We start from the raw sequence: 16,820 nt of genomic DNA on the forward strand, positions 1-16,820 counted from the left end.
TGAGAGAAATGCGCCTCTATGTCCCCCCGATATCTTCTTTTGAGCGCAACCTGCCTTAGCGTTGGTTTTGGAACTGTCGCGCATGCGCAACAAGAAAATCCAGACGCGGCCCAGCCGGTAGAGGTCAATACGTCCCCAGCAGCTCCGGGCACAATCGTCGTGCAGGCGGAGCGGCTGCGTGGTCAGCTCGATGTAGAGCAACCGCCGCTGCTCGAGTTGAACGAAGCTGATATTGCCTCGCTTGGCGCCAATTCGATCGAAGAGTTGATCGAAGCGATCGGACCGCAAACGGGATCTTCTCAAGGACGGGGCGCTGGTCGACCTGTCTTCCTGGTCAACGGCATTCGCATTGGCAGCTTTCGCGAGTTGCGAAGCTACCCACCTGAATCGGTGGCTAAAGTCGAAGTGATGCCAGAGGAGGTGGCCCAGCGTTTTGGCTTTGCCCCGGATCGGCGTGTGGTGAACATCATCCTGAAAGAGAATTTCTCCAGCCGCGAAGTCGAGTTGGAGTTCGAGGCGCCGGACCGGGGCGGATACTGGCGCAATGGGCAGGAATTCGCTCTGCTGACGATCAATGATGGCGCGCGGATGAACTTCAACCTTGAGGCCAGCGATCGCAATCAACTGACCGAGGCTGAAAGGGACATAGTCCAGACAGATGGTTCGGTTTCAGATCTCGCCAGCGATCCTGATCCCGCGCAGTTTCGCAGTCTAGTCAACGACACGCGCGAGCTGCAAGCGTCGATTAACTGGGCGAAAGCTTTTCTGGACAGCGGAGCATCGGTCAGTCTGAACCTGCAATATGATCGCTTTGATGGAACTGGCTTGTCGGGGCTCAATGGCGTGCTGCTAACCGCGCCTGATGGTAGTAGCGCCTTTCGCACCTTCGGGGCGGACGATCCGCTGGAGATACGAAATGCGCGCGATACGTTGTCCAGTTCAGCGAGCTATTCGCGCCAGCTTGGCGGCTATCAATTCACTGCAACCGCAGACGCCAGTCTGATCGAAAACGAGACCGAGATCGACAGGCGCGTCGATACACAGGCACTGATCGACGCGGCGGCTTCAGGAATGCTGGCGATCGACGGGCTGATTCCCGTACAAGCTGACGCCGGCTTCGACGTGGCGCGCAGTCAGACCATCACTACCGTCAACAAGGCGACCCTGCGCGGCAGCCCGCTGCTGCTTCCTGCCGGAGAGGTTTCGACGACTTTCGATCTTGGCCTCAACTGGCAACGCATCAACAGTGAAGACACCCGAACGGATGGCGAGACGCAGCTTTCGCGTCGCCAATTCGAAGGCGGGGTCAGTATCGTTGTTCCACTCACCAGCCGCAGAGAGGGCTTTCTCGATACGCTGGGCAGCTTCTCGCTCAATGGCAGCATCGGCTTTGAGGATTTGTCAGATTTCGGTTCGCTGATGGATTGGACGGCAGGGCTGAACTGGGCGCCCACAGATCGGCTCAACCTGGCCGCTACCTACGTATGGCGCGAAGCTGCGCCGGGCTTAAGCGATCTTGGTAGCCCGACCGTCACGACCTTTAATGTGCCGGTGTTCGATCTTGTAAATGGAGAGACAGTCCTTGCAACGGTAACCAGCGGCGGGAACCCTGACTTGCTGGCAGAGACTCAGCGTGATTGGCGCTTCAGCGCGAATTGGCAAATCCCGTTTTGGGATAATACGACGTTCTTCGGCGAGTATATTCGCAACCGATCAAGCGATGTGACGCGCGGCTTTCCCGCTCTGACGGCAGAAACCGAAGTCGCTTTTCCCGACCGAGTGGTGCGCGAGACGGGCGGCAATCTGGTCTCGCTCGACCGACGCTCTGTGACCTTCGACAGCGCGCGCAGCGAGCGGCTTGTGTTCGGCCTGTTCACGCGCGGATCGTGGGGCGGTTCGGCTTCAGGAGAGGCCGATGGTGGACGGCGCGGCCCTCCCGCCGGAATGCGGCGTGAAGGGCGGCCAGGTCCGCCGCCCGGCGCTGAAGGCCGCGGCCCGCCTACGCCTGAACAGCGTGAGCGCTTCATGGCTTTCCGCGAAAAGCTGTGCGCCGATGATGGTATGGCGTTTCTGGAACAGATCGCCGGAGCGGTCGAGCGTGGCGAAGATTTATCCGAGCAGTTTCCTGACCTTGATTTGACGCGCGCGCAGCGCATGCTCGAACGGTTCAAGGGCGAAGACGGCTCGATTGATCGTGAACGCCTTGGCCAATTCCGCGAGCGGATCTGCTCGATGGATCCGGAACAAATGCGCGGTGGGCCCTCCGGCGGCGATAACTCCGAACAACGCCCCGCGGGCACTATACCCAACCCGATCTCGGGCGGCTTCGGACGCGACGTGCGAGGGAGCTACTTTGCTAGCCTTAGCCACACGATTGAATTGGAAAACCAGATCCTTATTGCAGAGGGCGGAGTCGTGCTGAATCTGCTCGATGGTGATGCGCAAAGCGATTTCGGCCAGCCGCGACATTCGACCCAGCTCCAGGCCGGTTTCTTCCGCGATGGGAAAGGTATCCGTTTGTCAGGCTTTTACACTGGCAAAGCCCGTATCAACGGAAATGCCGTAACCGGCGCAAGCCCGCTGTTCTTTGAAGATCTGGCCACATTCAATCTGCGCGTTTTTGCCAATCTGGGCACGCTCACAGGGGCAGAGAATGGTCCGCTGAAGGGGCTTACAGTGTCGCTATTGGCGAACAATGTGCTCGATGCGCAGCGCCGGATTGTCGACGACAACGGCGATACGCCGCTCCGCTATCAACCGTTCTTGATCGATCCGAACGGGCGCTACCTTGGGATAGATATCCGCAAGGTATTCTGACAATAAGCGAGTTCTCGGCGCTTAATTGAAGCCGGTGTGCGGATACATCCACTGTTGCGCGAGCGAAGGCTCGAATGGCGCCCATTCGCCTTCGTCCTGTGCCAGCTTGTCAGCGATTGCGATTATCACGCAACGGTTCTCTCCCGTTTCGATGCCTTGAGACACCTTTCTGTTGCAGACGCTAACAGAAGCGCGTGCCTGGTCAACTTACCGCCTGCGTCAGGAGGTTCCGCAAGGGAAGGGCCCCCAACTGCTATGACGCCAAAGGTGTCTAAAGCGCGTCTGCGGCTGCAACAGCGCTGGCCCAGGCCCATTGGAAGTTGTAGCCGCCCAGCCAACCGGTCACGTCTACAGCTTCGCCAATGGCATAAAGGCCAGGAATTTTCTGTGATTCCATAGTCTTGGAGGATAGTTCAGCGGTCGAGATGCCGCCGATCGTGACTTCCGCCTTGGCAAATCCTTCGCTGCCGTTGGGCTGGAATATCCAGCGTGACAGACGGGCCTCTGCCTCGCGCAGTTTAGCGTCCGGCGCATTGCCTAGCTCGGTGGATAGAGCGATTTTGTCCGCAAGAATGTCTGCCAACCGGTCGGAAAGGACTTCGCGAAACACAGACCTCAGCGTTGCGCGCGGTTTGAGCCGCTTGGCTTCCAGCAGCCAGCCTTCGCTGTGATCAGGCAGGAAATTGATGCTGACCGCATCGCCGGGCTTCCAATATGAACTGACTTGCAAGATAGCCGGGCCAGACAGGCCGCGGTGCGTGAACAAGGCCGCTTCTGCAAAGCTTGCTTTGTTGGCTGTGGCCACAACCGGCGCGGACACGCCGGATATCTCCCGGAAGAGCACTTGCTCACCGCCCAAAGTCAGCGGCACGAGGGCAGGGCGCGGCTCGACCACTTTGAGGCCAAACTGCCGCGCAAGATCATAGGCAAAGCCTGTCGCGCCCATCTTGGGGATCGAAGGCCCGCCAGTCGCAATCACCAAGGCAGGCGCCGAATAGGTGCCGTTCTGGGTTATGACTGTGAAGGCTTGATCAGAGTGAGAGACCTTTTCGATATCTTCTTCACATCGGATTTCGACATTTCCCTTTGCGCACTCCGCCAGCAGAAGATCGACGATCTGCTGGGCGGGTCCGTCACAGAACAGCTGACCCAATGTCTTTTCGTGATGCGCGATGCCGTAGCTATCGACCAGTTCGATGAAGTCCTTCGGAGAGTAGCGGGCGAGGGCACTCTTGGCGAAATGCGGGTTTGAGGAAAGATAGTTTGCCGGGCCCGCATTCACATTAGTGAAATTGCAGCGTCCACCGCCTGAAATCAGGATTTTCTTGCCGACCTTTGCCGCGCGTTCAAGCACCAGCACGCGTTTGCCGCGATGGCCAGCGCGCGCAGCGCAGAACAGGCCGGCGGCCCCTCCGCCCAGGATAATGGTATCGTAGTTTTTAAACACGGGTCATACCGCCTCTGGCTAATCGCCGCTTTGCCTCCGTGCGATCAGGAACAAAATTGTTCCAACAACGAAAAGACCGCCGAAGGTTGTCCATGATTGCATCCCGGCATGCGAGGCAATCCAGACACACGATGCAAGCGCCAGAACCGCCATCAGGCCATGCAGCGGCTTGATGCGGCCTTCACGATGTTCAATCATGGGCAATGCAGCAGCCGTAATCACATAGGTCAGGATGCGTGTAAGAGTGCTAGCGGCGGCAAGTGCTGCAAAGCCGCCGGTCAGGCTGAACAGCGCACCGGTGAAACCGTAAAACATGATCGCATTTGCTGGCGTAAGAAAGCGCGGATGGATCCGCTCGAACCAGCCCGGCAGCATGCCTTGCTCGGCCATTCCATAGACAATTCGTGGTACAACAACCATTCCGCCAAATGTGTTGGCCATGATCGAGAAACCGGCTGCGAGCGCAATCATCGCCGCGCCAACCTGCCCCAGAGCGATTTGAGCTGCTCCGGCTAAGGCGTTGGCATCGCCGGAAGGCTCTGTAACTATCGTCAGATAGGCCCAGATGATCAGCACATAGGCAAGCGTTACGCCGGCAAGAGTTACAATGATTACACGCGGCAGATCCCGTTTCGGGTTCTTCATTTCACCGGCGGGTACAACAACGCCTTCGAAGCCGGTAAAAGCGTAGAATGTGAGTAGAATGACTGTTTCTGCATCGCTGAATTCCGGCAGAATAATGGACGGTGAGGTGAAGTTTCCGAATACCGCTGCCAAGACCAATATCCCCAACGGCACAAGCTTGAGCACGGTCAATACGCCCAGTGCGTTGACCGAGCTGCGCATGCCCAGGATGTTGTAGAGCGTCGCCAGAATCAGCGTAAGAAACACTGCGGCAGAATTAATGGTCTCGTTCTCCAGAACGGGAAAAATCGCTGCGAAATAGCTGAACATCACATGCGTATTCGCTGCGAGTGCGACTATGCCCGAAGCAGCACGACCCCAGCCGGCCTGAAATCCTGCGAAGCTGCCAAAGGCTACCTTACCATAGAGAACGGGGCCACCCGTTCTGTCAAAGCGCGTCGCAAGCCATGCAAAGCTAAGGCACAACGGCAAGATCAGTATGCCACCCATGATGATCATGACCGGCGCAAAGCTGCCTACCGCCGCGACCAGAACCGCAGGCAGGGCGAAGATCCCAGCACCGATCATCCCGTTGATCTGGATCAGTGAGGTCCCCCAGACACCAACGGTACGCGGCGGCTTTACTTGATCATTCATGCAATTCCCCCTGAGACCGTGTCACCGTTCGCATGTGCGGGCAGAGCGTGCAAGCGGCCCCATGCTCTTTGTGCATAGCTGTGTGCGTTTGCGGAATTGAGTTGGCGCGTCTTGCCCCCTATCTCTCATCCCATGTCACGCGCCAAAGCAGGATCTCCGCACGACCCGAGAGGGGCCGAACGCTTCAATGAGGAGCGCGCGGCCTATACGGTATCGAGTGCGCAGCCCGACCTTGAAGCCGGAGTGAAAGCGATCCGCGACACGGTGGACACGCTCAAGCCGGTGCCGGGCGTGTATCGTATGTGTGATGCGCGCGGAGACGTTCTTTACGTCGGCAAGGCACGCAGTCTGAAAGCTCGGGTGGCGAATTACACGCAAGTGCCGCAACTGACCAATCGGTTGCAGCGCATGGTCAGCCAATGCCGCAGCATGGAAATCGTCACCACCAATAGCGAGGCAGAAGCGCTGCTATTGGAAGCACAGCTGATCAAGCGCTATCGCCCGCCATTCAACGTGTTGTTGCGCGATGACAAAAGCTTTCCCTTTATCCTGCTGCGCGAAGGGCATGATTTCCCGCGCATCATGAAACATCGCGGTGCGCGCAAGGCGAAAGGCAATTACTATGGGCCGTTTGCCAGCGCGGGCAGCGTCAACACCACGATCAATGCGCTTCAGAAACTGTTTCTTCTCAGATCCTGCACCGACAGTTTTTTTAGCCGCCGTGACCGGCCTTGCCTGCTTTACCAGATCAAACGGTGCAGTGCGCCGTGCGTGGGGCGGATCAACGAAACGGATTACGCCGATCTGACGCGCCAAGCGAAGGATTTCCTGTCTGGCAAATCCTCTGCCGTGCAGGCTGATCTGGAACAACAGATGAAGAAGGCTGCGGAAGACCTGGATTTTGAAACCGCCGCAATTCTGCGTGACCGATTGCGTGCAGCGACCTTCATTCAGGGTAGCCAGGCTATCAATGCCCAGGGCGTAGGCGATGCAGACGTGTTCGCGCTAGCTACGAAGGGCGGACAGGTCGGCCTGCAGGCATTCTTTATTCGCGGCGGGCAGAATTGGGGCCATCGGGCCTTCTTCCCGACCCATACCAAGGATGTGGCGGAAGATCAGGTTCTCTCCAACGTGATCCTGCAGTTTTATGAGGAAGTGCCCCCGCCGGCGACTGTGCTGGTCGATCGTCCGCTTCCTGAAACCGAGCTGGTAGAAGCCGCGCTGTCAGAACTGGCGGGCAGGAAGGTCAGCGTATCTGTTCCGCAGCGCGGCGAGCGGCGCAAGCTGATGCAACAGGCAAGCCGGAATGCTGAAGAAGCGCTTGACCGGCGGCTGGCCGAACGCGGCACAAAGGCCAAGACCTTGCGCGAAATGACGGAATTCCTCGAGCTGGAAAGCCCGCCGCAGCGGATCGAGATTTACGACAACAGTCATATCCAAGGCGCCAAGGCGGTTGGCGCGATGGTGGTTGCGGGACCGGATGGCTTCGTCAAAAACCAGTATCGCAAGTTCAATATCAAGGAAGCGCAGACCAACGATGATTTCGGCATGATGCGCGAAGTGATGCGGCGGCGGTTTGAACGCGCGATCAAGGACGATCCAGATCGCGAGACTTCCGGTGAAGGGGCAGTCTGGCCTGACCTTGTCCTGATCGATGGCGGCAAAGGCCAGATGTCTTCGGTGCGTGATACGCTGGAAGAATTGGGTATCGAAGATGTGCCGCTGATCGCAATTGCCAAGGGGCCGCACCACGGGCGTGAGGGACGGGAGGTGTTCCACTTCCCCGACGGGCGCGAAAAAACCCTGCCAACCAATTCGCCGGTGCTGTTCCATCTGCAAAATCTGCGCGACGAAGTGCACCGCTATGTCATTGGCGCGCACCGTGCCAAACGCAGCCGCGCGATCACTGCTTCGCCGCTTGATGAGATCCCGGGCATCGGGCCGGCTCGCAAGCGCGCACTGCTCTTGCATTTCGGCACGGCAAGCAAGGTTCGCGCGGCGGCATTGGAAGATTTGCAGCGCGCGCCGGGCGTCTCTGATGCGGTGGCGCGCAAGATTTATGATTTTTACCACGCAGGTGGGTGAAGGGATGTGACTACAGGCACCCCAACGAAAGCTGTGCTCTCTTGCTTGAGATTGCAATCATGACGGGTGGATGTCCGTCAACAACCCTGGATCTGCCATTCATTGATGCACACACACGCTTAAACTGAGCTTGTCGAAGGCCAGGAGAGTATCCGTTAGATACTTTTTCATCCCCGCGTTCGCGGGAATGACGAAACTGGAATGTCTGAAAACGACCCAGTAGCTGACCTTCGTAAGTGCGCGCATTGCTGATATGGGCAGCGAACCAATGCTTTGTTATGGCTACCAATTGATGTTTGAAGATATTCTCTACTTTATCGTGCCGATCATTGCGGTTTGGTGGATGGCTATTGGGGGATTAGCCATCATGGCGATTGCTGTTCATGTATTTGGTCGGCCAGTGACAGAGGCTGGAACGGGAAAACCTGCCGATCCGAGAAAGCTGATCAAAACAGAAGTCATAATTGGGGGCAGTAGCTTAGCTTTCGCCGTGGCTGGAGCGTGGATGTATTGGAACGAGGACATTCTGCTTTCGGGGCGCTTCTTTGTGGTGGCAAGTGTTGCCGGAGCGCTCTTTTCGGGCGTGTTTCTTTGGTCGGCAAACAGACGAAAATAGGCAGAAGTTTGGGCTGGACCGAATGTCTGCTTTCCACCCCAATTGCGGTAATTGAAGAGTTACCCTAGCATCGTCCGTTCCACCCAGGTCGAATGCACGCCGCTGCTGATCTTGTGCGGCAAAGCCAGTCGACATATCGGCCCTTTCGTCACGTCGCGTGCATCCAGGATTGCGAATTCGGACGTGCCGCTATTCTCGTCGATCAGGAAGGTGACCAGATAGGCGTCATCTTCGCGTCCTTGTCGTCCTATCGGTTCAGCCTTCGGCTGTGCTTCGCAACCGCTACTTGACGAAGATTGCGCCCCTTTCCGCGGTACAATCGGGCTCTCGCTCGCATAGACACCTTCGGGAAGCTCAAACACTTGCTCCTCGCCAGTCTCGGTATCGTGCTTCACAAATCCGTTGAACAGGAACCAGCCCGGCTTGCTGGTCGTGTGCCAGACATAGCGTGATTTCTTCATCGAATACGCCGGATTGATCATGCCAAATTCAACGATGCGATCAGACAGGCGCTCCTCCGAAGTCTCGCCGGTGCTCAAGTTGAAACGCCAGCGATGCATGCGCGGCTGGAAGCTGTGCTCGTCTACATACGCCATCATATGCGCGTAACGCCCGAATTCTTCGAGAGGATCGGGCATCGGTTTGTCCTGGAAATAGCCTTCCAGCACAACCTCATCCTCGCCGTTTTCATTCTTGGCCTCATAGGCGTTGGTCCAATGGAGCACATAGGTCGGTGAGGCTTCGAACCAGCGGATATCTTCCGGCTGGCCGTGGCGCGGTATCAGTGCGAACCGTGTCGGTACGCCGTCGTGCATGCGCGCGGCGTGAATGTCCTTCTTCAGCGCTTCCTGGTCCCAGAACAGCGGCATGTCGTTCAGGATCGACCAATTCTTCGTGATCGCCATGTCATGCGGCAGGCGAGGGCCGGGCAAGGGGATCGGGACATAATGCACCAGCTTGCCCGAGCGATCGACAACGCCATAGTGCATGTATGGCGCATGGACCGAATAGTTGAAGAACATCATCTCGCCGGTCTCTTCATCCACCTTGGGATGTGCAGAGACGCCATCGAGCGGCCCCCATGGTGCCTTGCCGAGGTTTTCCAGCGAAACCGGGTCCACCATCCATGCTTCACCGCATTGGTAGAACGTGGCGTAAGCTACACCCGCATGCACAATGATATCAGTACTGCCAGTGTCCTTCAGCCCGCCATGCGCGCCGAAACCGGGCCGTTTCGATGTGCCTTTTGGGTCCATCAAGCCGCCCCAGAGCGATTGGCCGGCAATCTGTTCAGCCTCGAAGCAATGCGTGCGGATAAAGCGGTTGCGATAGCTGACCTTGCCGCCCCGAATGTCGACCTGATGGATCATCGCATCACCATCGAAGGGGTGATGGCGGCCAAGTGGCTGGTGGATGGGGTTTTCCGTGTTGCGGATGTAGATCCCGTCGATGTCGGCGGGCACTTCACCTTCGATCACTTCGAGTTCGTCGACTGACACTTCTTCATGCACGGGTGTCCACGGACCAGATAAATAGGGGTGGTTGCTGGGCTCCAGCGAGTATTGCAACGGTGCTTCGCGAGTAATTTGCATGACGTTCCTCTCGGCGCGGAGAGTAGCGCGTCCCGGCCGCTACGCAAGTTTCCTACTTCACACGAGGTGACTACACGGATGCCGTTCTTTGAACTCGCAGTGATCGGGGATTTCTTGCCGGAAACAGGCTGATGGATTTTCGCGCTCTGGACAGTGTTCCAAGTGTTCCATGCTGTAGGGTTTCGGGCGGACCGCAGGCGAATGATCAGCTCTTGTTCCTCCGACGGATCATGCCTTCCTGAGCTACGCTGGCGATCAGTTTGCCGTCGCGGTTGAAGATACGTCCGCGATTGAAGCCGCGCCCGGCGCCGCTCCAGGGTGCATCGGTGGCGTACAGCAGCCATTCGTCCGCGCGGGCTGGACGGTGGAACCAGATGGCGTGATCCAGGCTCGCCCCGGTCAACTCGCCGCGCATCCATGACAGGCCATGCGGCAATGCGCTGGTGCCAAGTAATGTAAAGTCACTGGCATAGGCGATCACCGCGCGGTGCAGCGCGGGATCATCGGGCAGAGGCGCAGCTGCGCGGAACCAGCTATGCGCGCTGGGCTGGCGGGGTTCTGAATTCATCCAGTGCAGCTTGTCGGTCGTACGCATATCGATGGGGCGCGGGCGGAGCATGACATCGCGCGCTGTGCCTTCGATCCCGGCCTGGTCCGCATATTCGCGGCGGAGCTCCATATCGGGGCGCAAATCCTCGGGCTGCGGGACATCGGGCATCTGATAGTCGTCATGCTCAAGCCCCGGCTCGGGCTTCTGGAAGCTGGCCACCAGATTAAGGATTGGGCGGTTGCTGCCATCCTCTTCCAATTGGCTGGCGACGACGCGGCGGTTGGAGAAGCTGCGCCCGTCGAAATCGGCCGCGACATCCAACGTGGTTTCCGGGCCTTCTTTGCCCCCGCGCAGAAAGTACGCGTGCATGGAATGCGCTTCCTTGCCATCGCCGACCGTTGCTTGCGCGGCCTGGAGCGCTTGTGCGATCACTTGTCCGCCGAACATCCGGCCGACGCCATTCTTCTGCGCTTTGCCAGTGAATTGCATTGCGCCAGCGGGCTCCACTGTGAGCAGCTTTACAAGGCCGGCGACCATGCGTTCGGGGGAGGCTGTGTCGGTCATGAAGGAAGCATTGCTTCGCGCTGACGCGAACGTCAACGCGCCAAATTCCTCAGACCAAAGAAAAACCCCGCCCGGATCGCTCCGAGCGGGGTCCCAGTCCCTCAAGGGGAACTCTTGTCTTAGTGAGCACCAGCCAGTGCAGCAAGCAGAAGCAATGCGACGATGTTGGTGATCTTGATCATCGGGTTCACGGCCGGGCCTGCGGTATCCTTGTACGGGTCACCCACAGTGTCACCAGTTACAGCAGCCTTGTGAGCTTCAGAGCCCTTGCCGCCGTGGTTACCGTCTTCGATGTACTTCTTGGCGTTATCCCAGGCGCCACCACCAGCTGTCATCGACAGGGCAACGAACAGACCGCCTACGATCACGCCGAGGAGTAGAGCGCCTACGGCCGCGAACGCTTCGTTCTGGCCCGCCAGGAAGTAGATCACGTAGTAGGTCGCGATCGGCGCAAGCACCGGAAGCAGCGACGGGATGATCATTTCCTTGATTGCGGCCTTGGTCACCAGGTCAACGGTACGGGCATAGTCTGGACGGCTGGTGCCCTCCATGATGCCCGGGTCGTTCGCGAACTGGTCACGCACGTCTACAACCACGTCACCCGCAGCGCGGCCAACAGCGGTCATGCCCATTGCACCGAACAGGTACGGCAGCAATGCGCCGAGCAGCAAACCGACGATCACGTAAGGATTCTCGAGGCTGAAGTTGACTTCAGCGTTCGGGAAATACTCGCGAAGGTCAGCGGTGTATGCAGCGAACAGCACGAGCGCTGCGAGACCGGCGGAGCCGATTGCATAGCCCTTGGTCACAGCCTTGGTGGTGTTGCCAACCGCGTCGAGTAGGTCGGTCTTTTCGCGGACGCTTTCGTCCAGACCGGCCATTTCAGCGATACCGCCAGCATTGTCGGTTACTGGGCCGTAAGCATCAAGCGCGACAACCATGCCAGCAAGTGCGAGCATTGCCGTAGCACCGAATGCGAGGCCGAGCAGACCAGCAAGCTGGTATGCGCCGATGATCGCAGCGATGATCACGATGGTAGGCAGAGCGGTTGATTCAAGGCTGATTGCCAGACCCTGGATCACGTTGGTGCCGTGGCCCGTTTCTGAAGCCTTGGCGATCGAGCGTACCGGACGGTAGTTGGTGCCGGTGTAGTACTCTGTGATCCAGATGATGACGCCGGTCAGAACCAGACCGATCAACGAGCAATAGAACAAGTCACGGCCGGTAAATTCGACCATACCCAGGCCCGGATTGAGCACTGTGTTCATGTCCATGCCAGCTGTGCCCAGTGCGTATGACGTTGCATACCAGATCAGTGGGATCGCCAGAACGGCGGTAACGACGAAGCCCTTGTACATCGCGCCCATGACATTTGTGCCATTGCCGAGACGGACAAAGTAAGTGCCAATGATTGATGTCACGATACACGCGCCGCCAATCAGCAGCGGAAGTGCCATCAATGGCAGCAACAGATCGCCAATACCGGTCAGAAGCAGCGCCATCAGAACCATGGTTGCGCCAACGGTCACAACATAGGTTTCGAACAGGTCGGCAGCCATGCCGGCACAGTCGCCAACATTGTCGCCCACGTTATCAGCGATGGTCGCCGGATTGCGGGGGTCGTCTTCAGGAATGCCTGCCTCGACTTTACCGACCAGGTCGGCGCCAACGTCTGCAGCCTTGGTGAAGATACCACCGCCCAGACGTGCGAAGATCGAGATCAGCGATGCACCGAATGCCAGCCCAACCAGCCCGTCAATGACCGCACGACTGTTCTCTTCGAGTTCCATCGGACCGATCAGAACGTAGAAGAATACAGCGATAGCCAGAAGAGCCAAGCCTGCCACCAGCATGCCGGTGATCGCGCCAGCGCGGAATGCGATGGTGAGGCCCTGCTGCAAACCAGTGCTTGCTGCCTGTGCTGTGCGTACGTTGGAGCGAACCGAGATGTTCATCCCGATATAGCCTGCAACTCCTGACAGGACTGCGCCGATAACGAAACCTACAGCCGGGATCGCGCCGAGGAACACCCCGACCAAGATTGCGACAACCACACCGACGCCGCCAATGGTAGTGTATTGGCGATTGAGATAGGCCTGCGCGCCTTCTTGAATGGCACCGGCGATTTCTTGCATTTTTGCGTTCCCGGGATCTGCCCCGAGAACTTGGCGGCTGGTGAAAATGCCATATACGATGGCAAGCAGTCCCAGCCCGATTGAAATACGAATTAGGTCCACGAACTCTTCCCCTTAAACCCACGTGGAAATACGCCCCTGCGGACGCAGAGGCGATTAGTGCAGGTGCTATACGGTATGCGACGCGGGTGACAAGGGTGAAATCGGCGGTTTGCGGCCAATTTCCTTGCGTTTCACCAGTTTCGCTAGTGTTGGTAGCCTAAACCTTCCGGGTTCACGATCGGATTGCCATCGAGTATCAGCGGCGCAAAACCTTGCTGTTCGACTGTGCCAATGCGCATGCAGTCGATAGGTGGTTCGGATTCGAGCGGTAGCGTGAATAATAACTCGTAATCATCGCCCCAACGCATGCATTCATTGCGTCTTTCATTCGATGCCACGGGTACGAGTGCACTGTCGATTGCAATAGAGACTTCGCTTGCACTTGCCATGCGGAAAGCATCAAGCATCAGCCCGTCCGAGATATCCATCATTGCGCTTACATGTGGTGCGAGAGCTTGGCCTTCACTAAGGCGGGGGGTAGGGCGGTTGTAGGCGGCTAGATGTTCTGGATCGTCTTCAAAACCCAACATCGCGCAACCCAGCTGCCCTGTGACGTATAACTGATCGTCAATCTGCGCGCCGCAGCGCGACGGAACCGGTGTATGCGAGGCTCGACCGATTGCGGTTAAGCCGAAAGTGCGTTTACCAGTTGCCTTGATCGTATCCCCGCCAAGCAAAGGAACATCATGGGCGGAGAGCACTTCATGCAAGCCTTCAAGAAACCGTTCGTCGCCACTGCCAAGGCTATGGCCTAACAGCACACCTATCGGTTCTGCACCTTTGGACGCGAGATCTGACAGATTCACCGCGACCAGCTTCCAAGCGGCGTCCGCCAAGTCGCCGCCTTCCTGGAAATGCGTGCCTTCGACGATCATGTCATGAGTCAGGATCAGCGCTTCATTACCGATCTCAATTATCGCGCAATCATCATCAAGCCCGCGCGCGCCCGGATGCAGCGGGAGTTTGCGCAAGGCTTCGATGAAACCGCGTTCGTCTATGACCGCACATCCTTGCCAATGGCATCAAGGATGCCGTTGACGAATTTGGCTTCGCGATCGTCGAAGAAAGCTTTTGCGACATCGACATACTCATTGATCGCAGTTGCGGTTGGCACATCGGCGCGGGCCATCAATTCGTAGGCCCCGGCGCGCAGGATTTGCAGCATGGTCTTGTCGAGCCGCGCTATTGTCCACCCGTCGGCCAACTTGCCGACAAGCAGTTCATCAATCTCCTCGCGGCGGGCATCCACTCCGCTGACGATATCGTCAAAGAAATCGACTTCGGCATCGGCAAAGACCTCGCCTTCATGATCTTCGTCATCGACTTCGCAGCCCAGCCGGTGCTGGTGAAATTCGTTGAGCAGTCTGGCAAGGGCAGTGCCTTCCATTTGCATCTGGTAAAGCGCCTGAACCGCAGCAAGACGTGCAGCAGACCGGGCCTGAGAGCGAGCGGGGGTATTCATTTGAGCCTCAATTCAACCGATTTGGCGTGCGCGGGCAAGCCCTCTGCATGTGCCAGCGATACCGCAGCAGGACCGATCCTGCCGAGCGAAGCATCGTCCAATGCAATAAAGCTGGTGCGTTTCATAAAATCGAGCACGGAAAGCCCGCTGGCAAAACGCGCACGTCGCCCGGTGGGCAAAACATGGTTTGGCCCTGCCACATAGTCACCGATGGCCTCCGGCGTCATCCGGCCAAGGAAAACGCTGCCAGCGTGACGGATCGCTTTGAGTAAGGGTTCCGGGTCAGCTACTGCAAGTTCGACATGCTCAGCGGCCAACTGATCAGCGAGCGGTGCTGCATCGGCCACATTGTCGACGATGATGATAGCACCATTTGCGTTCCAGCTCGCAGTGGCCGTTTCACAGGTAGCAAGCTCGACCAGTTGTGCTTCAACCTGCGCCGACACCGCATCGGCAAAACCGGCGTCGTCAGTGATCAGGATTGATTGCGAAGTCGGGTCATGTTCCGCCTGACTGAGCAAGTCTGCTGCGATCCAGTCTGCGCGATTGTGCTTGTCCGCAATCACTAGGATTTCGCTTGGGCCAGCGACCATGTCGATCCCGACGACGCCGAACAACTGGCGTTTCGCCTCTGCCACCCAGGCATTGCCCGGGCCAGTAATGACATCCACTTTGGCGATGCGATCGGTTCCATAGGCTAGCGCTGCGACTGCTTGTGCGCCGCCGACACGCCAGATCTCGTCGACGCCTGCCATGTGCGCAGCCGCGAGAACCAATGGGTTGGTCTTTCCTTGCGGGGTAGGGGTGACCACCACCAACCGCTCTACCCCTGCTACCTTAGCTGGAATGGCATTCATCAGCAGCGAGGATGGATAGGCTGCACGTCCGCCCGGAACATACAGACCAGCCGCATCAACCGCGCGCCAGATCGCACCTTGGCGCACGCCCGCATCATCGGTGAAATCGCGGTTCGCGGGAAGCTGGTCGGCATGATAGGCGCGGATCCGCTCTGCTGCGAGTTCCAGCGCGTCGCGTAATTCGCCGTCCAGAGCCTCGTATGCTTCTTTGCATTCATCCGCGGTGATGATCCAGTCGCAATCGCTGGCCAGTTCGTGACTATCGAAACGCTGCGAATATTCCGCCAGCGCCGCATCGCCGCGCGCCTTTACGTCAGCCAATATGCGGGCAACGTCTGCGCTGACATCAGCATCGCTTTCGCGCCGAGCATTGACCAAGGCATCGAATGCGGCAGCAAAGCCTGGATCAGAGGAAACCAGTCTTTGCATCAAGCCGCAGCTTTCTTGCTGGCAAACTCGCGGAAGGCAGACACAAGTTCAGCGACGCGTGGATCGGTTTTCAGCGCCGCGCGATTGACGATCAGCCGCGCAGAAATGTCCAAGATACGATCAGTCTCGACCAGACCATTTTGCTTCAGTGTCGCGCCGGTTGATACCAGATCCACGATCTGCCGCGCCAAACCCAGCGACGGTGCCAATTCCATAGCCCCATTCAGCTTGACGCACTCAGCCTGAATGCCTTGCGCCTCGAAATGTCGGCGCGTGAGATTGGGGTATTTGGTTGCAACGCGCAGATGGCTGACTGTGCTGCTTGGTGCTTCGTCCCCGGCTACGCGTGCAACCGACAGTCGGCAGTGGCCGATGTCCAGATCAACCGGTGCATAAAGGTCAGCGTAATCGAACTCCTCGATCACGTCAGAGCCGACGATACCGATCTGCGCTGCGCCATGCGCGACGAAGGTGGCTACGTCGAAAGCGCGCACGCGGATCAGCCGCATATCTGGACGCGTTGTTGCAAAACTTAGCGCGCGGTTGCCTTTGTCGTGAAAGGCATCTTCCGGCACCACGCCTGCATGCGCCATCAAGGGCAGCGATTCATCGAGAATGCGGCCTTTGGGAATGGCGAAAGTCAGCAGTTTGTTCACGATGTCAGTCATTGCGTGGCGGCACTTAGTGACTGGCGGCAGAAAGGGCAATGAAAAGGAGGCGCAGTGGCGGATAGTGCGTTGATGGACATGACATCCGTGTCAGAGAGGGCATCGAATGGCAGGCTGAGCATGCTGAAAAGGGTGGGGCGCCTGGCACGGGGCGCTTTATTCGCGCTACTCTGAAGTTGCTTGATGGAGACACTGCGACCGGCCGGAGCATGGCC

At 58.0% G+C, this 16,820-nt stretch carries 12 protein-coding genes; 3 read left to right on the forward strand and 9 right to left on the reverse strand.

What is annotated here, in order from left to right; translation table 11 throughout:
• Window positions 1–18 precede the first annotated feature (18 nt).
• Window positions 19–2,817 (forward strand): hypothetical protein, encoded by a 2,799-nt coding sequence (locus tag QZ487_RS06815; RefSeq protein ID WP_296023886.1) that lies wholly within the window; start codon window positions 19–21, stop codon window positions 2,815–2,817.
• Between the two features lie 271 nt (window positions 2,818–3,088).
• Here the strand turns inward: QZ487_RS06815 and QZ487_RS06820 are convergent, their stop codons facing one another.
• Complete coding sequence (locus QZ487_RS06820; RefSeq protein ID WP_285974904.1) at window positions 3,089–4,264, reverse strand: NAD(P)/FAD-dependent oxidoreductase; 1,176 nt, start codon at window positions 4,262–4,264, stop codon at window positions 3,089–3,091.
• An 18-nt stretch (window positions 4,265–4,282) separates the two neighbouring features.
• Window positions 4,283–5,545 carry an APC family permease gene (locus QZ487_RS06825; RefSeq protein ID WP_285974905.1) on the reverse strand — a complete coding sequence of 421 codons (1,263 nt, stop codon included), beginning with the start codon at window positions 5,543–5,545 and terminating at the stop codon, window positions 4,283–4,285.
• A 132-nt stretch (window positions 5,546–5,677) separates the two neighbouring features.
• Here QZ487_RS06825 and uvrC point away from each other — a divergent pair, with 132 nt between their 5' ends.
• Together uvrC and QZ487_RS06835 are read left to right on the forward strand one after the other, a co-directional pair.
• A complete protein-coding gene (gene uvrC / locus QZ487_RS06830; protein ID WP_296023888.1) occupies window positions 5,678–7,630 on the forward strand; it encodes an excinuclease ABC subunit UvrC in 1,953 nt (650 codons plus the stop codon).
• Between the two features lie 253 nt (window positions 7,631–7,883).
• A complete protein-coding gene (locus QZ487_RS06835) occupies window positions 7,884–8,246 on the forward strand; it encodes a hypothetical protein (protein WP_296023889.1) in 363 nt (120 codons plus the stop codon).
• A gap of 59 nt (window positions 8,247–8,305) precedes the next feature.
• On the opposite strand, the gene QZ487_RS06840 is transcribed toward QZ487_RS06835, so the two are convergent.
• The 7 genes from QZ487_RS06840 to hisG form a co-directional block, all read right to left on the reverse strand.
• Window positions 8,306–9,838 (reverse strand): carotenoid oxygenase family protein, encoded by a 1,533-nt coding sequence (locus tag QZ487_RS06840; RefSeq protein ID WP_296023890.1) that lies wholly within the window; start codon window positions 9,836–9,838, stop codon window positions 8,306–8,308.
• A 205-nt stretch (window positions 9,839–10,043) separates the two neighbouring features.
• Complete coding sequence (locus QZ487_RS06845; RefSeq protein WP_285974909.1) at window positions 10,044–10,952, reverse strand: acyl-CoA thioesterase II; 909 nt, start codon at window positions 10,950–10,952, stop codon at window positions 10,044–10,046.
• 119 nt (window positions 10,953–11,071) lie between these two features.
• A complete protein-coding gene (locus QZ487_RS06850; protein WP_296023892.1) occupies window positions 11,072–13,189 on the reverse strand; it encodes a sodium-translocating pyrophosphatase in 2,118 nt (705 codons plus the stop codon).
• 143 nt (window positions 13,190–13,332) lie between these two features.
• On the reverse strand, window positions 13,333–14,160 hold the full coding sequence (gene thiL / locus QZ487_RS06855; protein ID WP_296023893.1) for a thiamine-phosphate kinase: 828 nt from the start codon (window positions 14,158–14,160) through the stop codon (window positions 13,333–13,335).
• Window positions 14,161–14,183: 23 nt separating this feature from the next.
• The gene (gene nusB / locus QZ487_RS06860) at window positions 14,184–14,651 is read right to left on the reverse strand and encodes a transcription antitermination factor NusB (protein WP_296023894.1); all 468 of its coding nucleotides are present in this window, start codon (window positions 14,649–14,651) and stop codon (window positions 14,184–14,186) included.
• Window positions 14,648–15,937, reverse strand: coding sequence for a histidinol dehydrogenase (hisD, locus tag QZ487_RS06865; RefSeq protein ID WP_285976973.1), 1,290 nt, complete (start codon window positions 15,935–15,937; stop codon window positions 14,648–14,650). The genes nusB and hisD overlap by 4 nt, the downstream gene beginning before the upstream one ends.
• Entirely contained in the window at window positions 15,937–16,605 is a 669-nt protein-coding gene (gene hisG / locus QZ487_RS06870; RefSeq protein WP_296023895.1) for an ATP phosphoribosyltransferase, read from the reverse strand. The genes hisD and hisG overlap by 1 nt, the downstream gene beginning before the upstream one ends.
• Window positions 16,606–16,820: the final 215 nt, after the last annotated feature.

Source organism: uncultured Altererythrobacter sp., assembly GCF_913057185.1.
Lineage (GTDB): Bacteria > Pseudomonadota > Alphaproteobacteria > Sphingomonadales > Sphingomonadaceae > Erythrobacter > Erythrobacter rubellus.